Here is a 19,815-nt window from a genome sequence, read left to right on the forward strand (position 1 = left end):
AAGAATGCAATGGTGCAGAATTCAACCTGCAAACGGAAAAACATCCCGCGAATCTTTACATATCCCGTTTATGAATATGTCTGGCCAACACTTTGGCAACCTATTGAGGAATCTTGTTAATTTTACCTCAAGTTGAACTACTTATAAGCAATCAAATTAACATAAACGTGATCTTTCGCTAAATACTGAACAAGATACTGATAGGTCGATAAATTAGCCACTAATGAAATAGGATTTTTATGCCTTTATACAACAAAATGCTTTCAGTCGTAGCACTGAGGCCCCTGTTAATGTAAGCTGCACGCCCGCCGTTCAGGCTATACCAAAGCAACGATGCGATGTTGCCACAAGAGATCCATTAATGAGTTTTTCCGCCTTAGGTTTATCCGCACCACTCCAAAAAGCCGTATCCGAACAGGGCTATGACACGCCATCTCCCATCCAAGCGCAGGCAATTCCAGCTGTACTAACGGGCAAAGACGTCATGGCTGCGGCCCAAACGGGGACAGGAAAAACCGCAGGTTTTACGCTGCCATTACTGGAATTACTCGCTAAAGGCCAAAAAGCCAAGTCAGGACAAACTCGCGCCTTAGTCTTAACTCCTACGAGGGAACTGGCGGCACAAGTTGGCGAAAGTGTTGAAACCTATGGTAAATATCTACCACTGCGTTCAGCTGTGGTCTTTGGTGGCGTGCCTATCAACCCGCAAATCAATAAATTACGTCATGGTGTTGATGTGTTAGTTGCCACACCAGGGCGACTATTAGATCTTGTGCAACAAAATGCGGTGAAGTTTAATCAACTTGAGATCTTAGTGCTCGACGAAGCGGATCGTATGTTGGATATGGGCTTTATCCGTGATATCAAAAAAATCCTTGCACTCTTACCCGCTAAGCGACAAAACCTGATGTTTTCAGCCACCTTCTCCGATGAGATCCGTGAGCTTGCAAAAGGGTTAGTCAATCATCCGGTTGAGATTTCCGTCACGCCGCGCAATGCCGCCGCAACGACGGTTAAGCAATGGATTTGCCCCGTTGATAAAACACAAAAATCAGCCCTGCTGATCCAACTCATCAAACAGGAAAACTGGCAGCAAGTGTTAGTGTTTTCGCGTACTAAACATGGCGCAAACCGACTCGCGAAGAGCCTTATCCAAGCCGACATTAGCGCTGCCGCGATCCACGGTAATAAAAGCCAAGGTGCGCGCACTAAAGCCCTCGCCGACTTTAAGAGCGGTGAAGTTCGCGTATTGGTTGCGACCGATATTGCCGCCCGCGGTTTAGATATCGATCAGTTACCGCAAGTTGTTAACTTTGATTTACCTAACGTGCCTGAAGATTATGTGCATCGCATTGGCCGTACCGGCCGTGCTGGCGCCACAGGCCAAGCCGTTTCATTAGTCAGCAGCGAAGAAATTAAACTGCTTAAAGATATTGAGCGATTAATTAACCGCGTGCTCGAGCGCCAAGAAGTTGCTGGTTTTGGCCCAGTGCATGCGCTGCCCGAAACAACGCTCACTCCCCAAGGTAAAAATCATAAAGTAAAAGCCGTGGCAAGCCAGCGTAAACACCGCAGTGCAGGAAAACCTGCCCCACGATCTGGTTCTGGCCGTGATGCGTCTCAAACATCAAGCGTTCGAGATGGCAGCCACGATAAGCACAGCACGCCATCACGCAACAGCAATGAACATCATAAGACCGAGGCAGCAGTTGCACGCTCGCCAAAACCAAAGAGTAAGCATCCTCAGCGCGATGGCGGCACAACTAACAGTGCAACGGCGGGAAACAATGCAAAAGCGAAACCGCATTCAGGTGCACAGCAACGTAGCCATGCAGAACGAAGCGACAAATCAAACAATGATGGACGCCGCCAAGAGCAGCCCAAAGGCCGCCATCCACACAGTACAAAACCGGCTTCTAATGAGCCGAAACAGCACTCACATCGCGCAGATAACCGCCCGAATCGTGTTAAGCCTTAATCGCGTTAAGTCATAGTCGCGATAAGCTTCAGCCAGTTATCCTAAAAATGCACAATAAAAAATGCCCAGAGCCTAAGCGCTGGGCATTTTTATTTTACTAAACAAATTGATAGTGATAGTGCTAAATCCCTAGACTGTGCGCACCTTAAATTGCAGCATCGCTTCACGTAATGAATTTGCCTGTTGGGAGAGTGACTCACTGGCTTTAGCCGTTTCAAAAGCGCTGCTAAGCACAGACTCACCTGAATCCCGTATGGTGTTGATCCGTTCACTGATATCCTCAGCCGTGACAGCTTGCTCCTCACTCGCGGTAGCCACTTGCGCATTAGCCTGCGATAACTGGGTTAAGGCATCCGAAATCTCAAACAAGTTTTGTTTGATTTGATTGACTAATAGAGAGGAGTCTTTGATTTGTAATTCATTTTTACCAAATGAATCCACAGCTGATTTCGCATCAAGCACTAAAGTTTGAATAAGTTCACTGATTTCCTGTGTAGCCGTTTGGCTACGAGTTGCCAATGCACGAACCTCATCGGCAACCACGGCAAACCCTCGACCTTGCTCACCCGCTCTTGCCGCCTCAATCGAGGCATTTAAGGCTAACAAATTGGTCTGGCCTGCAATCGCATCAACTACAGACACAAAATTTAAAATTTTACCCGTACTGGCCTGTAACTGTTGGATCAGTTGACTGGATTGCTGAGCGCTAGCCACTAATTGCTGAGCAATTTTCTCACTCGCATCAACAACGGCACAGCTTTCTTTCACTCGGCTTTCCGCCTGTCCAGAGGAGTAGGATGCGCTCTCGGCGCTGCTAGCAACTTCAGTAATTGTCGCCGCCATTTGGGTCATGGAGGTGGCAACTTGATCTGTATCTTCCTGCTGGCTAAGCATCGCTTTACGGTTATTTTCAGCTACAGCATTAAGCTCTGTAACCATAGATGCGATTTCTTCACTGCGACCAATCACTTGCCCAACGGTTTTACTGAGGGTTAGGGCCATTTGATTCATACTAATAGTCAGCTCGCCCAGTTCATCTTTCGATTCTACTGTTAATTCTCGGCTAAAGTTTCCCGACTCCATCATGGCTGCTGCATTACGCAGGCGCATAATCGAACGTACTATGTACTGACTAAAGGCGATTCCGATAACTAAACCTAAAATCAAAGCGATAGAAGAAATAACTATCAAGCCGTAAATGGCGTCTTGCTCTTCGTTCTCGGTAACAGTGACTGCTGTTTGTGTCATTTGCTCTAAACGCAACGCAAACTGACTTAGCTGGGTATTAAATTCACCTTGGGTTTGTTCAAGTTCATTCACCTGTTGCACCAATGCCGCAGGATTAGTGTGTTGCTGGATTGCGGCGACCACGGTGGCAAGCTTTAGATCGTAATCTCGATAAACTCGAATAATATTGGTAATTTCTTGAGTTAACTGCTGTGTTTTATCTCGTAACTCTGAAGATTGGGGATATGCTAGCGCCTCATTGAGCATGGTTTGAGTCGACATCAACTCATTATTAATCCGCTCTTTATGTTGAATCACTTCTCCAATAAAGCCGTCAATTAATCGCTCCTGCGCTGAAACGGGTATCTCAGAGGCTCTGAAAGCCTTCTCAAGGCTAATCGAACTCTCAAGCTGCAAGATAGTAACTTCATTCGATAATTTCACTAATGGTAAGTTTTCGACAGTGATTGCGTGAATCTCATCGGCAACTCGCTTCATTTTTAGCAAGCTAAATCCTGCCAAAAGCAGGATCAATAGCAGCATGATGGCTATTAAACTGCCCATCTTATATTTAATCTGTAAATCTTTTAAGAAGCTAAGCATAGGGATGTCACTCCAGCAGCCAATGTCTTATTTGTCTTTATATAGCATAGATGGAGTTTTGAGCTTTGCTGCAATGAGCACGCTTGGGTTAAACAAAAAATTTAATCCCTACACCCAGCCCTTGTCCGACATATAAAGCAAAACAGGTGATGGTGCTTATATGGAATGGTGTTTATATGAAATAGCATTAACACTTGCTGGATATTGCGATAACGGGAATGCAGATCCGACGAAAACTTGCATTCACCTGAGAGATAACAGAAGATCCAACAGCCTTTTTATTGCGTTAAGCCCGTAGATGACACACACAGCCTCAACCAACACCACATTGCCCAACGCCGAACTTGCGCCGCTGGATATTGGATCACAGAGCACAGCACCAGTGAACATTGCAATAGACGATTTTGTATCGGAGAAGGTTGTGCCTGAATCGAACACATTGCCAACGCAGGCGTTTGATCTCAATAGTCAAATCCGTTCACAATTTCCGACATTAACCCAAATGTTGGGCGATTATCCCCTGTGTTATCTTGATACCGCTGCCACCAGCCAAAAGCCACAGTGTGTGTTAGAGGCAATGGCTCAGTATTACCAATACGACAATGCCAATGTGCACCGTGCGGCGCACCAGTTATCGGCGCGCGCCACCTCAAGTTACGAAAAGGTGCGCGATCAATTGCAGGTATTTATCAATGCCAAGCGCCGTGAAGAAATCATTTTCACCCACGGCACTACTGAGTCCATCAACTTAGTCGCTTTTGGCTTAACGCCACAACTCAAATCAGGCGATCTGATTTTGATCGACAGCGCCGCCCACCACGCCAACATTGTTCCGTGGCAGGAATTGGCCAAACGCACGGGCGCTATCATTAAACCTATTCCGCTGACTCAAGATTGCCGACTTGATCTAAATGCCTACCAAGCCTTGCTGGAACTGAAACCCAAGGTTGTCGCCCTTTGCCATGTATCCAACGTCTTAGGTACTGTGAATCCTGTTATCGAGTTAGTGCAGCAAGCCAAGGCACAGGGCGCCATCACCTTAGTCGATGGCGCGCAGGCCGTGGCACATTTAAGTGTTGATATGGCCGCCATCGATTGTGATTTTTATGTGTTTTCTGGCCACAAGATGTACGGCCCGACGGGCATTGGCGTACTTTATGGCCGTTTCGAGATACTAGATAGCCTTACACCGCTGCTTACGGGCGGCGAAATGATCAAACGCGTCAGTTTTGATGGCACCGAATTTGGCAGCTTGCCTAATCGCTTAGAGGCTGGCACACCGCCGATCAGTGCAGTGATTGGCCTTGGCGCCGCTATCCGCTTTTTGCAACAACACCTCACGCCAGAGGTTAAAGCCCATGAAGCTGAACTGCTTCAGTATTTGCAAAACCAACTGCGCCCCCTTGGCGATGTGCATCTGTATGGCGCACATCGCGATAATATTGGCGCGGTCGCTTTTAACCTTGCCGATGAACATCATCAGGATGTGGGCATTTTATTAGATCAACAAGGCGTTGCAGTTCGCTGCGGCCATCACTGCGCCATGCCCTTAATGCAAACCCTTAACCTTAAAGGCTGTTGCCGCGCCTCAATTGGTATATACACCAATAAAACCGATATCGACCGCTTTATTGCCGCCTTGGCCTCAGTTAAAGAATTGCTACTCTAAGTTTTATCCTTAAAGCCATCAGCAAAACAGATAAAAAGAGGATAGTTTCCCATGACATTGCCAATCATGCCTCCTGCAACCGATTTTGCTTATCAGGTTGAGGATGCCGCAACGCTATTAGCACGGTTTGAGCAGGCACCAAACTGGCAGGAAAGATATCGCCAAATCATGTTACTAGGTAAAACCTTACCGACTTTAGCAGATGCATTTCGCCTTGAGTCTGTTCAAGTTAAGGGCTGCGAGAGTAATGCCTGGCTATACCATATTGAGCAAGACGGTAAGCATTATTTTCTGGCCGATAGTGATGCGCGCATCGTGAAGGGGTTAATCGGTTTACTGTTGAGTGCCTGTCACGGCAAACAGAGCGACGAGATACTCGCCTTCGACCCTTCCGCCTATTTCAAACAATTAGGGCTAGAGGGCCAATTAAGTCCCTCGCGTACCAACGGCTTACATGCCTTAGCTAAGGCAATGATTGATGCGGTAAAACCCTAAATCAATCTGCGGGTTAAATAGACAAAAGAGGGATTTAATCAAAGACTTCTATGCTTTAACAGGGTATAAAGAAGTACAAATGAGCTTAATCTAAAGGAGAGTGCACGTCCATGAAGGCTATCAATCACCGTCGCCGAACTCTGCTCAAAGGCCTCAGTGCCGTCACCGGATTGAGCGCCGCCAGTGCATTAAGCCCTTTTGCCAGTTTCTCTAGTATTGCTGCGCCGCTCCCGCCACGTGCACGGCGCTTATATATCGATGGTTTATCCTTTTTGCCCGATGATTTAGCCGATGTTCGCGCCTCAGGCCTCGATGCCTTTCTGTGTGATATCTCCGCCATTGAAACCATTGAACAAGCCGACGGCACCTTAAACTACAAGCGAACCTATAAAGCCTGCCTGGACAGCATCCAGCAAGCAGCAAAACGGGTGAGCGAGCATCCCGATATCCTCTTACAAGGCTTAACAGGACGCGACATCCAGCTTGCGAGGGAGAGCAATCGCACGGCAGTTTTCTTTCAAATCCAAGGTGCGGACTGTGTTGAAGATGATAGTGATGCCAACCAATGGGCCCGTGTCGATGAGTTTCATCGCCAAGGCCTACGCGCACTGCAACTCACTCACCATTATGGCAATACCTTTGCGGGCGGCGCGCTAGATAACGATGCCAATGGCGGACTCAATAAACCGCTGACGAATCATGGGCGAGCGCTTATCGCAAAACTCAACCAAGCCAATATATTAATCGATGTGAGCCACTCAAGCGCCCAGACCGCGTTAGATGTGGCTAAACTGAGCCGCGCGCCAATCGTTCAAAGCCATGGCGCGGCGCGCGGGATCGTTAAACATGCCCGTTGTAGCCCAGATGAAGTGATCCGTGCTATTGCTAATTCAGGCGGTGTTTTTGGTGTCTTTATGATGAGCTTTTGGCTCACCAATAAGGCCGTCCCAACGATCAATGACTATATCCGCCAGTTAGAATATGTGGCCCGGGTCGGTGGAGTTGATTGTGTGGCCATCGCCAACGATTTTCCGCTGCGAGGTCAAGAAAATCTGTTAGCCCTGAATAACGATAATGCCCAAGGCATTAAGGAATATCAGGATTGGTGGTACAGCCTAAGGGCCAAAAAAGTATTAGGCTTTGATGCTGAGCCAAGGCATGTAGTGATCCCTGAGTTAAACCATATCGAACGCATGAGTCGGATTGATGATGCCCTAGCCAAGGCCCGATTTAAATCGACCGACCGCGACCGCTTTATGGGCGGCAACTGGCAACGAGTGTTAAATCAAGTCTTAATCTAAATCCAATTGATTAAGCAGCGCTATCGCTCTACAGAAAACATGACTCATACCAAGGCATCATAAAATACCGCTAGCCACAAGGTTTCGCCCTGTATACAAGTCGAAGCGACGCGGTGTTTTTCATGGGGCGCGATGGTGAGATAATCCCCTGGTTTAAGTGTTAACAATCTACCTTGCTCAAATTCGAGTTGTGCCTCTCCTTTAAGCAACATCACCCATTCATATTGGGTTTGATCGTACCACTCTCCTGCGGGGGTCGAATGGCCTTTAGAGATAATGCGCTCAATCTTCACATTGCCATTTCCGGCAAGGGTTTCAAACACTTCTTGTGAAAGATCACTTGGGAGTGACTGATAAAAATTTTGTAGCATCATGAATCCAGATCTCGACTTAAGGGCAAGATAATCTATTGAGAAACCAAAGTATAACCCGTTATCATAGGCCTATTTGACTTAAGAAATTTACCAAATAAGTCAGTTGTATCATATGGATTTGGAGATGTTGACCTATGTCGTTGTTGAACGCATTTAAAGCAAAGTTGTTTAATACCAAAGAAAAACGCGGCGTCCAGCAAGACATTCCATCTCAAGCAGCTCGGCCGCAAGCCACTCAAGCAGCCTCCTCGTTTAAGCCTTATTTTAGCCTTGCCATCCAGGCCACTCCGGCGCAAGCCAATCGAGTGGATACTCAGGCAGCGATAAATCGATATTATTTTGATAACCCGCAAACCATTGAACTCCTTGGCTGGGAACATAAACATGAGTCCTGTACTTTTCACGATACTCAGTTTGACAGCATTGAGGTCAATGGCCCTGGGCAATATTTTTATCTAGGCAAAGATAAAACCTGTAGTCTGCTCCCTCATCCCAATAATGCCCAGCAAACACTATGGCAAGTTGAACTCTATAACCCACAAGATTTAGTGACTTGCCATTTTATTATCGACTCAGCCCATACCGTTCAAGGCGATATGCAAGATTTCTCCAGCCTCACAGGGAAATTGCAGCGTACTTTACATCAAATTCATACCGAGCAAGGGCGCTCGCTGCTGAGGATAATCACCCTATCCCCTAACATCACTCAGGCGGTAGATTGCAATTACTTTGGTGAGCGCAACGGGATAACGCGCCAGCTCAATGCCTTAGGTGTACTGCAATTTGAGGGGCATTTCGTTAATGACCAACAACTTGGCCGCCAAACTTGGTACGACCATGAAGGAAAAATCAATCAAGTCGAAGAACGCCAGCTCGATGGTATGTTACTCACCTACTACCATAGTAATGGTCAGATAAGGGAAACCGCAGAAAAGGATAGCGAAGGCAATTATATCAATCAGTTAAAACGCTATTATGAATCTGGCAATCTGTGGCTGACGCGCCCAATGGTGGCAAATCACATCCACGGAATTGAGTATATGTACTATGAGGATGGCAAGCTGCAAGCCGAATTAACCCATGATATGGGTAAGCCTGTTAACGAACTTTGGTATCATCCTAATGGCAATCTGAAGCAAGAAGTCCACTTCAATCAGGTGGGAAAACGCATTGAAACTTACTATGAAGATGGCCAACTCGCGTGGCGAGTACAACTCAATTCACAAGGGGTAAATGAAGGCCTACGTCAAGAATGGCATCCCAATGGCGTGCTCGCCAAACAGCTCAATTTTAGTAACGGTATCGCCCATGGCAACAGTGAACAATGGTATCCCAATGGGCAGTTGGAACAGTGCATTCCCTTTGAAAATGGCCATGAACAGGGCCTTGCCACTTGGTACCATGAAAATGGCCAACTCGCCCTTGAAATCTACCTTGAAAAGGGCTTAAGAGAAGGATTATTTCGCAGTTACTTTGAAAGCGGTGTCCTATCTGCCGAAGGTCAATATCGACATAATCTCTCGATCGCGCCTTTTATTGAATACTATGAAAACCAACAAATTCAAATGTATTTGCCCCATACCCAAGGCAATCGTGATGGCACTGCACGCTGGTTTTATGAAGATGGCACCATCCGCACTATTACAGAATATGTCGTTCGAGAGGGACAGGGTTATCTCAAACAAAGTAGCGCCTACAACAAGCAGGGCATCCTTGAATCCTTTGAGAGCCACTCAAATACTCGCTGCGGCTATCATCTTGAGAATAATCAAAGGCAATACTATCAAGAAGGCACTCCTGATACCCGGATAGAATACTATCAAGATGGGACAATTCGTTGGTTGTTGACTCGCCTAGAAGGAGAACGATACAGCTCAAAATCCTTTTCTGAACAAGGCAAACTCATCGAAACGGGTTTTATCACCTATATCGATGGTGATTACCTTGATGTCGGCCATTGGCAACGTTTTACTCAACAAGGCCAGTTACAGCGCGAAGCTTGGCTCAGTGACGATGGTAAGCTCAATGAAAGCCGCCATTATTTTGATGGCGCAGAGGATACACAGGAACAAACTGCAACAATTCAAGCTGATGCTGATGAAACTCACTTGAATCTTACAGAAGTGACTTCAACTGGAGCAGACACTGCAAGCTGGCAGCAAGCAAAACAACCCGCTCCTATCCTCTCTTATCATTTAAAATTTGACCCAGATAGCCAACTCTACGCCATGAAGCGCTATCACCCCAACAGCCAAATCGCTGAGGAGGGTAACCTACACTTCCAAGGAGAAGAGCAATTTTGGGTCGGCATCCATAATCAATATGATGAGCAAGGTCGAATCACACTATCAGAAACTTACACTATGAGCGGAAAACCAATAGAACAGTCTAACGACCTAAACTACCGAGTATTAAATTGATTGGATATAAGCAAGCACACCAGCTTGCTTATAATATCTTGATACAAAAGTATTAAATTACAAGACTATAGTGCAAAAGTGGCGATAGTCTTTTGGATCCCGACCACATCGGTGCCGCGCTTAAGCTCTTTTACCAGTGGCTCACTTCGACCTGAAATCCAAATTCTTAGCTCGGCATCCATATCGAAATGGCCTGTGGTTTCCACTTCAAAATGGGTGATGGATTTATAGGGCACGGAGTGATAGCTGGTCTTTTGGCCCGTGAGCCCTTGCTTATCAATTAAGATCAAGCGCTTATTGGTAAATACAAACAGATCACGGACCACTTTATAGGCCAGCTTTAATTCTTCCTGAATCCCCATGATTGGGCGCAGCTCTTCGGCCAGCTCCTGTAAATTCACCTCAGAAGCATTTCCGAGCAACCCATCTAATAGTCCCATGCTGACATCCTTTATTATTAAAATTTTTCAATAAAGTATCCTTTCAGTAACCCATAGGCAACAATGAGAAAGCTGAGCAGCTGAAAAACAATAAAAAAGGGAGCATTGAATGCTCAATGCTCCCTTGCTATCAAGGCATTAATTAAAGCGCTTTTTGGCCGCGAACCTGACGGTTTTCACCGACAACAAGCATCTCGCACTTAGGGCAATCAAATACTAACTTAAGTACATCGTTACCGATCTCGAGCACCATAGGATCGGCCTTTATTCCCGGCACTTCCTTAGGACAAAGATTAAAGTTAAATCTCAGGCAGTGCTTAGTCACCATCAAAGGCACGTCTTCAGTCACGCCGTTTTTCTCGTAGGTATCCTGAATTTCAATCACGCCATGGCGCTGATAAAAATCCTTCGCCTTTTCGTTTGCCACGTTACCTAAGTAACTTAAGTGTTTGAATGGATACACAGCATCTTGGTTATATTTCCAAGGTTTTGGGCGCTGGTAACCTTCAACACGGGCAAGTTCTAATGCCGCTACCGCATCACGGCGCAGGCCGTTAAGGGTTGAAGCAGGCAGGAACCAAGGCTGAGCGGTTTCGATACTGATCTGGCGCGCCGTAAAATCGGTACTGCCAAGCTTCGATAATTGTGTACGAATCGTCTGCAAGGTTTTTTCAGCGTCGGTGGCGGGTGTCTTTTCAACTTCCAACTCAACCGTAGCACTGAGGCCGTAGATATCGGTTAAAGTCAGCGCTACGCCCCTAGCTGTATCGGTTAAACGCATATCTACACCGATAATTCGCTTGGCCGACTCTTTCGCTAACAAGGCTTCAAATGCCTGATTATGGTTACGGTATAAAGTCATACCAACACGTAAATCCCGTGGAACTTGTAACACATGCAGCTTATGGCCTTCGGCGCGGTTTACCCGTAAACCTTGCAACTTGTCGTCGGACTGCTTTGCCATCGCATAATTGGGTGGAAAGTAAGCCAACCCATCACCGTTATTAAATTCGTGGGTTGAACTGACTTGAATAAAATCCTTACCAAGAGCGACCACTTTACCCACATCTTGGCCAATATATTTGGGCGAGCGAAAATCTTTAATCCCTTGGCTACGCTCATGGACAAAATAGTCGGTGCTGCCACGATTAAAGGTTTTTTCGGGATCTGGGGTAAACGTATGCTCAGTACGGCCATGGGATGAAGCCACAAACTCAGGGCGACGCGCCATAATGGCATCGAGTTTTTGGCGATAATGAGCAGTCACGTTTTTTACATAACTTAAATCTTTTAAACGCCCCTCAATTTTGAAGGAGCGAACACCGGCATCAATCAAAGCTTCGAGGTTATCGGTTTGGTTATTATCTTTTAATGAGAGTAAGTGCTCGTTTTGCGCCAACACATCCCCTTGGCGGGTCTTAAGATTGCCCGGTAAGCGGCACATTTGCGAACATTCACCGCGGTTAGCACTGCGATTACTAAAGGCATGGCTTAAGTTACATAAGCCACTGTAGGCCACACACAGGGCTCCGTGGATAAAGAACTCAATCTGCATATTAGTATGAGCCGCAACCTCACGAATTTGGCTTAAGCCCAGCTCGCGCGCCAATACCACCTGCGAGAATCCCACTTGCTCTAAGAAGGCAACTTTTTCGGGATTACGGTTGTCCATTTGCGTACTGGCGTGCAGTGCAATCGGCGGCAGGTTAAGCTGTAATACGCCCATGTCCTGCACTATCAGTGCATCGGCGCCCGCGTTATACACATCCCAAATCAGTTTTTCTGCGGTTTCGAGCTCATCGTCCATCAGAATCGTATTGAGGGCGACAAACACTTGAGCATGATACTTATGTGCAAAAGCACATAGGCGAGCGATATCTTCCACACTGTTACCCGCCGTTGCACGCGCCCCAAATGCTGGACCACCGATATAAACCGCATCGGCACCATGGCGAATGGCTTCAATACCATAATCAGCATTTTTTGCTGGTGCCAATAACTCTAGACGGTTATTAACGTGAAAAAGTGTCTCAGGGGTGTAAATCTCTGGCTGGCTCATACTTCACAGGCTCAAAATGAACAATAACGAAAAAGGTGACGAGTATAACAAAAACTCAAATCCAGCTCTATCTGCAAATCATTTTTCGCTGGATTAAAGCGAGGCGAGATAAGGAGGAGAGACAACAAACTTGCACCCCAGAGCCTAGCGGAGTATCTTTGCCGCGCATTATTGAATAGGCGCGATTATGACTGATTTTATTTACCAACCACCAACAACTCCCTGGCTCGATGTGCTTTACCAAGATAAAGACATTATCGTCGTCAACAAGCCTTCGGGGTTGTTATCAGTGCCTGGTCGCGATCCCGCCCATTACGACAGTGTGTACGCCCGAGTAAAAGCTGAGCATCCCCATTGCCAAATCGTCCATCGCCTTGATATGGCGACCTCAGGTGTAATAGTGGTTGCGCTCATTCGTAGCGCCGAACGCGAATTAAAACGCCAGTTTCATGATAGAGAAACCAGCAAAACCTATCTCGCCAGAGTCGCTGGCCATGTCAAAAACGATACAGGTAGCGTAGATTATCCGCTGATCTGCGACTGGCCCAATCGCCCAAAACAGAAAGTTGACCACGACATTGGCAAGCCATCATTGACCCATTTTGAAGTGTTAAGCCGCGCCAAGCGCTCGACACTGGTTAAACTCAAGCCGATTACTGGGCGCTCACACCAACTCAGAGTGCATATGATGGCACTCGGCCATCCGATCCTAGGCGATGGCTTTTACGCCGATCCACTGGCCAAATCCTTAGCACCGCGATTATTACTCCACGCCGCAGAGCTTACGATCAAACACCCATATACGGGTGAACCTATGACATTCAGCGCTAATGCCTCCTTTTGCGAACCAGAAGGTGAGCAATGATCACTAAAAACAATTAAAAAACGCAAAAGCAGTAGCCATTCACCATAAAAGAACGTAACTTTATGACAATTCATTATGTTATAGAGAGTTTATTTATGGAAACCGCATTTCAGCGCGATCAGCTAGATAACCATATCCTCGAAGCCTTAATGCAAGACGCGCGCACACCTTTTGCCGAACTTGCCAAACGTTTCGGCGTGAGTGCGGGTACCATTCATGTGCGTGTCGAGAAAATGAAACAAGCGGGGATTATCACGGGTGCCCAGATCACCATCAATCCCAAGGCACTGGGTTACGATGTCTGCTGTTTTATTGGAATTAATCTCAAAAGTGCTGGCGACTACCCCGCCGCCATCGCCAAGCTAAACGCCCTAGAAGAAGTGGTTGAAGCCTACTATACCACTGGCAACTACAGCATTTTTGTCAAAGTCATGTGCCAATCCATCGATGGCCTGCAACATGTGCTGATTAACCGCATCCAATCAATCGACGAAATTCAATCGACTGAAACCCTGATCAGCCTGCAAAACCCGATTACACGGGCAGTAAAGCCTTAATCAACCCACGAATATAAAGCCCAACAAACAGAACGATATATTGCAAAAGTATGACTTAAGTCTTTTTTACTTCAAAAGTGTTAACCGTACGATATTTTTGTGTTACAACTCCATTGCTAGCCACAAAATGCGCAGCATAATTATAACAATTTAGCTACAGGTGCAATTAATTTTGCACTACAAGCATTAATTGACAAGGAATGAAGTTGTGAAGACAAAACTATCTATCGCTATCTCCGCGGCACTATTATCAAGTGCTGCTGTTGCAGGTACAACTGCTCAGTACAATACAACCAATCAAACAACTGATAAGTATGCAGGCTTAAGCGTTACTAAAAATGATAGTAACGAACAAAAACAAGCTGTAGCTTGGATGGTAAAATTAAAGGCACCTTCTCTTGCGCAACAAAGCCAGCTGAAGGGATTTAATAAGCAATCGGTCATGAGCCAAATCGAAAGCTCTCAAACCAAAGTCAAAAATGCAATTAACAGCATGGATGCTGATTTAAAAATCGTTGCAACAACGTCAAAATTAGTAAACTCGATTGTTGTGGAAGGTAATCATAAGCAAATTGCATCCCTGCTTAACAACGCTGAAGTAGCGGCTATTCTGCCAATCTATGACTACAAACTAGATGTTGCCGCAAGCGCTGAATACATCAAAGCAAAAGCGGTTATTGATGCGGGTATTGCTTCGGGTAAAGGTCAACGAGTGGCCGTGCTCGATACTGGCGTTGACTATACCCACAAAGCCTTAGGTGGCTCAGGATTAGTTGCTGACTACAAAGCAGCCGTCGCAGCAAAAAGTGAAATGCCAAACTGGCCACAAGGCAAAGTCATTGGAGGTTGGGACTTTGTTAATAATGATCCAAACCCAATTGATGTCACAACCAATCATGGTACTCATGTAAGCCATTCTGTTGTTGGAATAGCTCCAGATGTTGAGCTGCTCGTATATTCAGTGTGTAACTCTGGCTGTTCTGGTATCGCTCAATTAAGCGCGCTTGAAGCCTCTATGGATCCAAACGGTGATGGAGACATCAGCGATCGCGTCGACACTGTTAACATGTCGTTAGGCGGTGATTTTGGTGATGTTGAGGACGGCGCCGTTCAAGCCATGATCAATGAAATGGTCAAACTAGGTGTAAACCTTGTGATCTCAGCCGGTAACGATGGTCCAACACCTTTTGTGGTCGGTGGCCCAAGTACCACTAATAGCGCTCTTTCCGTTGGCGCAATGACGCATCCAACGACTAAAGTTGGCAAAATTGAAGCATCCATAGCGGGTAATACAGTCACAGCAATTGGTGCTGGATTTAATAAATCCAATGCTTATAGCTTCACAAATACCGTTGCACCGATTGTTTACCCCGCTGCCAATAAAAATGGCTGCGCGGCTTATACTGAAGATTTAACAGGCAAAACGGTGCTAATTGACCGCGGAACCTGTGGTTTTACAGTTAAGGTACTAAATGCTCAACTAAAAGGAGCCTCATTTGTTATTGTGGCTAACAACGCAGCCAATGCTGGTGCGATTGTGATGGGCGGGACCGACGACAAGATCACCATTCCTTCGGTAATGGTTTCTAAGGAAGATGGCGATGCAATCAAAGCTGCACTCGCATCTGGCGATGTTCCATTTAGTATTACATCAACTGAAGTCACTACCGCAGGTGCCATTGCGACCTTTACGTCAAGAGGTCCATCAATCGGCGGAACCTTAAAACCTGAGATCACCGCACCTGGTACTGATATTCTCACCGCACACCCAGGATTAGGTGAAGGATTAAGTCCAATCAGCGGCACATCATTCTCTAGCCCGATTACAGCTGGTGCCGTCAGTATCATTCGTGAAGCCTTACCTCATCGCAATGCATTTGAGGTAAAAGCGACCATCATGAACGCGGCTAACCTTGATGTAACGCTGGAACCTAAAGAAATCAACCCTGATACAGAGCTTGCACCTATCAGCTATATCGGTTCAGGTTTAGTTGACGTAGAAAAAGCCATTAATCTGCCCGTTGCGGCTTGGAATAAAGACACCAAACAAGCGGCGTTAGCCTTTGGCTTATTAGCGCTCAACAAAACCACATCAATCACTAAGACAGTTACTGTTAAAAACTTCTCTGCAGCTGAAAAAACTTACACCTTAAAAGTCGATCAACGTTTCCAAAACGATCTTGATTCAGGCGCCTTAAGTTTTGCATTACCAGCCAGTGTCACTATTCCTGCCGGACAAACCGTTGATTTTGATGTTACTGCGACAATTGATCCGACTAAGTTGCCAGAATGGACGCTAACCTCATCCTATGAACTAGACGGAACTGCTGCAGATGCATCAGTAGCACTGACGCTATCTGAATACGATGGTGCAATTGAGTTCATGGATGGTGAATCGAAAGCACTCCACTTGGTATACCACGTGTTACCTAAAGCAGCGGCGGCAATTTCAGTTGAAACTGAAGTCACTGAAGACGGTTTAGTTCGTACACTAACCAACGTTGGTGCAACCTCAATTACCGATCCATTTACAGCTCCATTGATCGCAACAAGCCCTGTCGACGAATCTAAACGCCATGACTTGTTAAATGCATCGAGTGAACTGTTGCTCAGTAGCTCATGTGATACTGGCATTGCAATCTATAACACCTTACAAATGCGCGATCCTATCGTTCATGCGTTAGTGGCCAGTTATGACGTAGACTATGACCTCAACAATGACGGTGTTTGGGACTACACAGCAGCAACCGCAAACCTAAACTGGTTTAATGATGCCTATCCAAGATCAATCTATGGTTTAGTGGCTAAATATGGCACCTCATCAGGTACGCTTGAGCCTGTTTTCCACGTCACAGGTAATGACTTCCTAACCAGCAAAGTGTGTTTTGAAGACATGGGGTTAACTGAAGCAGACTTAGGTAAAACCATTAAAGTTCGTTACCGTGTAGAAGACAGTGATTGGGCTCCGACACCTTCTGGTGATGAAGACAGTGTTGTTGCATCGCTTGTACTTGATGGCTCAGGAACATCAGCCATGTTAGTGGATAGCGATGGAAAAGAAGTCACTGAACTCAAACCAGGTGAAAGTGCGATTTTAGAAGCTCAAGTTGGTGATAACGCTAAAGGCTTTATGTTCCTGTCGGACTCAGGCTCTATGTCTGTTGTAGCTAATACCACTGATGAAGGTAACTCAGCGCCAACGGTAGAAAACTTAACACTATCAGTTAAGAAAGGTACTGCTGCTGGAACCGTATTAGGACAAATAAAAGCGACTGACCCTGATATGCTGACAAGCCCGTTCTCCGAATTTGTGACTACAGGCTCGAATAGCAGTATGGTTTTAGTTGCTAAAGATGGAACAGTACGCTTAAGTGACGACGCTGTAATTAATCAGCAAAGCAAAACTATGGAAGTTGAAGTTATTGCTCTAGATACGATGGGGAATGCTTCTGCACCAGCCAAAGTGACAGTGTTGATTAATAACACTAAGCCAACAGTCTCTCCTACCAGTGCAAATGCTACTGAGAACTCATATGTAGCCTTGCTAGCAAATGGTAAAGATGCTGATGGCGATACTTTAACTTACACTTGGAAGCAAACATCTGGTCCTGCAATAAGTTTTGTTAACGGCTCAGATAAACTTGGATTTACAGCCCCTGCAGGTGACAACGTTTACACATTTACCGTTGTCGCATCTGATGGGGTAGATGATAGTAATACTGGTACATCAACAGTGACAGTTAAAACAACAAAAGCAAACAATGCTGGCGGTACCTCCGGCGGTGCGCTGGGTTGGTTAACGGCGTTGTTATTACCTCTGGCGGCAATGCGTCGTCGTATGAAGTAATCTGTTCACATAAGTAAGCAAACAAAAGGGAGTCTAAATGACTCCCTTTTTATTATTCAATGTGTCCTGTCCTGAAATACGTGAGACATTGATGGTCTGAACAAGAACCGGATTACGAACGCAGCCCTATGCCTCTGGATATCAGGTAATACGCAACACCCCAAAGTACAGCGCAAAAGCCCACCATGATGCCAATAGAAAGCGGAATGCTGATATCGGCAAAACCTAAGAAACCGTAACGGAAGACGTTGATCATATAGACCACAGGGTTCAGTGCCGAAACGCCTTGCCAAAAGGATGGCAGTAACGACAGTGAATAGAATACTCCACCAAGGTATGTTAATGGCGTGAGCACAAACGTCGGGATGATGCTGATATCATCGAAACTCTTGGCAAATACCGCATTAATTAATCCCCCTAAGGAGAATAACACTGAGGTTAAAAATACCGTCATGACTACTAGGCCTGCATGGTGCAAACTGATGTCGACAAAGAACATGGCGACTAGCGTCACGATTAAACCAACGCATAACCCCCTAGCGACACCGCCCCCTACATAGCCTGCGATCATCACATAGTGAGGCACGGGCGCGACCATTAACTCCTCGAGATTACGCTGAAATTTCGCGCTATAGAAAGAACTCGCCACATTCGAATAGGAGTTAGTGATCACCGACATCATGATTAGGCCTGGCGCGATAAACTCCATATAAGATACACCCCCCATATCACCAATGCGGCTACCGACCAAGTTACCAAAAATCAAAAAATACAAGGTCATAGTGATTGCAGGCGGAACTAAAGTCTGGATCCAGATCCGAGTAAAACGGTTGATTTCCTTGGTTAATATGCTTTTGAAGGCGATAAAATACAGCTGTTTCATGCCTTGGCTCCTTGGCTTTTATTCACTAACTCGACAAATAATTCTTCTAACCGATTGGACTTATTTCGCATCGACAACACTTCCACATTGGCCGCGGTTAATTGGGTAAACACATCGTTGAGATTACGATCTTTCGCCACATCGACCTCTAAAGTATGCGGATCGGTTAAACGGCACACCATGCCATCGAGTGTTGGCGCGACATTGATATCGCGGCGAAGGTCAAGGATAAAGGTTTCAAGATTCAGCTTACTCAGCAAGGCCTTCATGCTAGTACACTCCACCAGCACGCCCTTATCGATAATGCCGATATTGCGGCACAACATTTCAGCTTCTTCAAGATAGTGGGTGGTCAGTATGATAGTCACACCCTGCTGATTAATTTGCTTGAGGAATTCCCACATTGAGCGTCGTAGCTCAATATCGACCCCCGCAGTTGGTTCATCTAAGATCAGTAACTTAGGTTCGTGCATCAGGGCGCGGGCAATCATTAACCGCCGCTTCATCCCCCCCGACAAGGTGCGGGACTGACTATTACGCTTCTCCCACAAATCAAGCTGGCTTAAGTATTTTTGGGCTCGCTCAAGAGCCACGGCCTTAGGTACGCCATAATAACCCGCCTGATTCACCACAATTTGCAGCACAGTTTCAAACTGGTTGAAGTTAAATTCCTGTGGCACTAAACCTATGCACAGCTTGGCTTCCTCGAGTTGCTTATCGATATCAAAATCAAAAACCTGCACAGAGCCAGCAGTTTTCTGCACTAAGGAGCTGATAATCCCAATGGTAGTCGACTTACCCGCGCCGTTAGGGCCTAACAGTGCAAAAAAGTCTCCCTGTTCAACGGTAAGGCTAATGCCCTTTACCGCTTCTACGCCGCCTTTGTAGGTTTTTTTTAGCCCCTCGAGTACGAGAGCATGGGCATGATTGGCCATAGTGCTACCTGATCCTGAAAGAATGAACAAAACAATAAGATGGTGTCGAAAACAGCAAATGCAACACACTAGGCTGTATAAAAACGAATTATGGCTCTAGTTGATTGAATCAATACAGATTAATTTATTAAAAATAACTAATAGATCACCAAACGCGGATAC

The 19,815-nt window shown here is 46.0% G+C and carries 14 protein-coding genes; 8 read left to right on the plus strand and 6 right to left on the minus strand.

Annotated features, from left to right (window positions below):
- Window positions 1–361 precede the first annotated feature (361 nt).
- A complete protein-coding gene (locus tag SHEWPOL2_RS09150) occupies window positions 362–1,978 on the plus strand; it encodes a DEAD/DEAH box helicase (RefSeq protein ID WP_037427805.1) in 1,617 nt (538 codons plus the stop codon).
- 129 nt (window positions 1,979–2,107) lie between these two features.
- Here SHEWPOL2_RS09150 and SHEWPOL2_RS09155 read toward each other — a convergent pair whose 3' ends face one another.
- A complete protein-coding gene (locus SHEWPOL2_RS09155; RefSeq protein WP_037427806.1) occupies window positions 2,108–3,808 on the minus strand; it encodes a methyl-accepting chemotaxis protein in 1,701 nt (566 codons plus the stop codon).
- Window positions 3,809–4,106: 298 nt separating this feature from the next.
- Here SHEWPOL2_RS09155 and SHEWPOL2_RS09160 point away from each other — a divergent pair, with 298 nt between their 5' ends.
- From SHEWPOL2_RS09160 to SHEWPOL2_RS09170, 3 genes are all read left to right on the plus strand, one after another.
- On the plus strand, window positions 4,107–5,477 hold the full coding sequence (locus SHEWPOL2_RS09160; protein WP_086024014.1) for a cysteine desulfurase: 1,371 nt from the start codon (window positions 4,107–4,109) through the stop codon (window positions 5,475–5,477).
- Window positions 5,478–5,528: 51 nt separating this feature from the next.
- Complete coding sequence (locus tag SHEWPOL2_RS09165) at window positions 5,529–5,972, plus strand: SufE family protein (protein WP_037427808.1); 444 nt, start codon at window positions 5,529–5,531, stop codon at window positions 5,970–5,972.
- Window positions 5,973–6,082: 110 nt separating this feature from the next.
- Window positions 6,083–7,273 carry a membrane dipeptidase gene (locus tag SHEWPOL2_RS09170; RefSeq protein ID WP_037427810.1) on the plus strand — a complete coding sequence of 397 codons (1,191 nt, stop codon included), beginning with the start codon at window positions 6,083–6,085 and terminating at the stop codon, window positions 7,271–7,273.
- A 44-nt stretch (window positions 7,274–7,317) separates the two neighbouring features.
- Here the strand turns inward: SHEWPOL2_RS09170 and SHEWPOL2_RS09175 are convergent, their stop codons facing one another.
- Window positions 7,318–7,644, minus strand: coding sequence for a cupin domain-containing protein (locus tag SHEWPOL2_RS09175; protein WP_037427811.1), 327 nt, complete (start codon window positions 7,642–7,644; stop codon window positions 7,318–7,320).
- A 137-nt stretch (window positions 7,645–7,781) separates the two neighbouring features.
- Between SHEWPOL2_RS09175 and SHEWPOL2_RS09180 the strand changes: the two genes are divergently transcribed.
- On the plus strand, window positions 7,782–10,067 hold the full coding sequence (locus tag SHEWPOL2_RS09180) for a toxin-antitoxin system YwqK family antitoxin (protein ID WP_037427814.1): 2,286 nt from the start codon (window positions 7,782–7,784) through the stop codon (window positions 10,065–10,067).
- Window positions 10,068–10,132: 65 nt separating this feature from the next.
- Here SHEWPOL2_RS09180 and SHEWPOL2_RS09185 read toward each other — a convergent pair whose 3' ends face one another.
- Window positions 10,133–10,507 carry a PH domain-containing protein gene (locus SHEWPOL2_RS09185; protein WP_037421824.1) on the minus strand — a complete coding sequence of 125 codons (375 nt, stop codon included), beginning with the start codon at window positions 10,505–10,507 and terminating at the stop codon, window positions 10,133–10,135.
- Window positions 10,508–10,649: 142 nt separating this feature from the next.
- Window positions 10,650–12,566 carry a U32 family peptidase gene (locus SHEWPOL2_RS09190; RefSeq protein ID WP_037427816.1) on the minus strand — a complete coding sequence of 639 codons (1,917 nt, stop codon included), beginning with the start codon at window positions 12,564–12,566 and terminating at the stop codon, window positions 10,650–10,652.
- A gap of 187 nt (window positions 12,567–12,753) precedes the next feature.
- Between SHEWPOL2_RS09190 and rluA the strand changes: the two genes are divergently transcribed.
- The 3 genes from rluA (at window position 12,754) to SHEWPOL2_RS09205 (ending at window position 17,835) form a co-directional block, all read left to right on the plus strand.
- Entirely contained in the window at window positions 12,754–13,431 is a 678-nt protein-coding gene (rluA, locus tag SHEWPOL2_RS09195) for a bifunctional tRNA pseudouridine(32) synthase/23S rRNA pseudouridine(746) synthase RluA (RefSeq protein WP_037427817.1), read from the plus strand.
- Between the two features lie 95 nt (window positions 13,432–13,526).
- Window positions 13,527–13,988 carry a transcriptional regulator AsnC gene (asnC, locus tag SHEWPOL2_RS09200; RefSeq protein WP_011073571.1) on the plus strand — a complete coding sequence of 154 codons (462 nt, stop codon included), beginning with the start codon at window positions 13,527–13,529 and terminating at the stop codon, window positions 13,986–13,988.
- Window positions 13,989–14,196: 208 nt separating this feature from the next.
- Window positions 14,197–17,835: a S8 family serine peptidase gene (locus SHEWPOL2_RS09205; protein WP_037427820.1), complete on the plus strand. Its 3,639-nt coding sequence runs from the start codon at window positions 14,197–14,199 to the stop codon at window positions 17,833–17,835.
- A 112-nt stretch (window positions 17,836–17,947) separates the two neighbouring features.
- Here SHEWPOL2_RS09205 and SHEWPOL2_RS09210 read toward each other — a convergent pair whose 3' ends face one another.
- Both SHEWPOL2_RS09210 and SHEWPOL2_RS09215 read right to left on the minus strand, forming a co-directional pair.
- The gene (locus SHEWPOL2_RS09210; protein WP_011715945.1) at window positions 17,948–18,718 is read right to left on the minus strand and encodes an ABC transporter permease; all 771 of its coding nucleotides are present in this window, start codon (window positions 18,716–18,718) and stop codon (window positions 17,948–17,950) included.
- Window positions 18,715–19,653: an ABC transporter ATP-binding protein gene (locus SHEWPOL2_RS09215; protein ID WP_037427821.1), complete on the minus strand. Its 939-nt coding sequence runs from the start codon at window positions 19,651–19,653 to the stop codon at window positions 18,715–18,717. Before SHEWPOL2_RS09215 ends, SHEWPOL2_RS09210 begins: the two co-directional genes overlap by 4 nt.
- Window positions 19,654–19,815 lie beyond the last annotated feature (162 nt).

It is taken from the genome of Shewanella sp. POL2 (assembly GCF_000282755.1).
In the GTDB taxonomy this organism is placed as follows: Bacteria; Pseudomonadota; Gammaproteobacteria; order Enterobacterales; family Shewanellaceae; genus Shewanella; species Shewanella xiamenensis.

Coding starts and splice junctions, on each gene's coding strand:
- asnC (WP_011073571.1), top strand. CDS start 13,527: ATGGAAACCGCATTTCAGCGCGATCAGCTAGATAACCATATCCTCGAA.
- SHEWPOL2_RS09190 (WP_037427816.1), bottom strand. CDS start 12,566: ATGAGCCAGCCAGAGATTTACACCCCTGAGACACTTTTTCACGTTAAT.
- SHEWPOL2_RS09185 (WP_037421824.1), bottom strand. CDS start 10,507: ATGGGACTATTAGATGGGTTGCTCGGAAATGCTTCTGAGGTGAATTTA.
- SHEWPOL2_RS09180 (WP_037427814.1), top strand. CDS start 7,782: ATGTCGTTGTTGAACGCATTTAAAGCAAAGTTGTTTAATACCAAAGAA.
- SHEWPOL2_RS09175 (WP_037427811.1), bottom strand. CDS start 7,644: ATGCTACAAAATTTTTATCAGTCACTCCCAAGTGATCTTTCACAAGAA.
- SHEWPOL2_RS09215 (WP_037427821.1), bottom strand. CDS start 19,653: ATGGCCAATCATGCCCATGCTCTCGTACTCGAGGGGCTAAAAAAAACC.
- SHEWPOL2_RS09155 (WP_037427806.1), bottom strand. CDS start 3,808: ATGCTTAGCTTCTTAAAAGATTTACAGATTAAATATAAGATGGGCAGT.
- SHEWPOL2_RS09160 (WP_086024014.1), top strand. CDS start 4,107: ATGACACACACAGCCTCAACCAACACCACATTGCCCAACGCCGAACTT.
- rluA (WP_037427817.1), top strand. CDS start 12,754: ATGACTGATTTTATTTACCAACCACCAACAACTCCCTGGCTCGATGTG.
- SHEWPOL2_RS09210 (WP_011715945.1), bottom strand. CDS start 18,718: ATGAAACAGCTGTATTTTATCGCCTTCAAAAGCATATTAACCAAGGAA.
- SHEWPOL2_RS09165 (WP_037427808.1), top strand. CDS start 5,529: ATGACATTGCCAATCATGCCTCCTGCAACCGATTTTGCTTATCAGGTT.
- SHEWPOL2_RS09170 (WP_037427810.1), top strand. CDS start 6,083: ATGAAGGCTATCAATCACCGTCGCCGAACTCTGCTCAAAGGCCTCAGT.
- SHEWPOL2_RS09150 (WP_037427805.1), top strand. CDS start 362: ATGAGTTTTTCCGCCTTAGGTTTATCCGCACCACTCCAAAAAGCCGTA.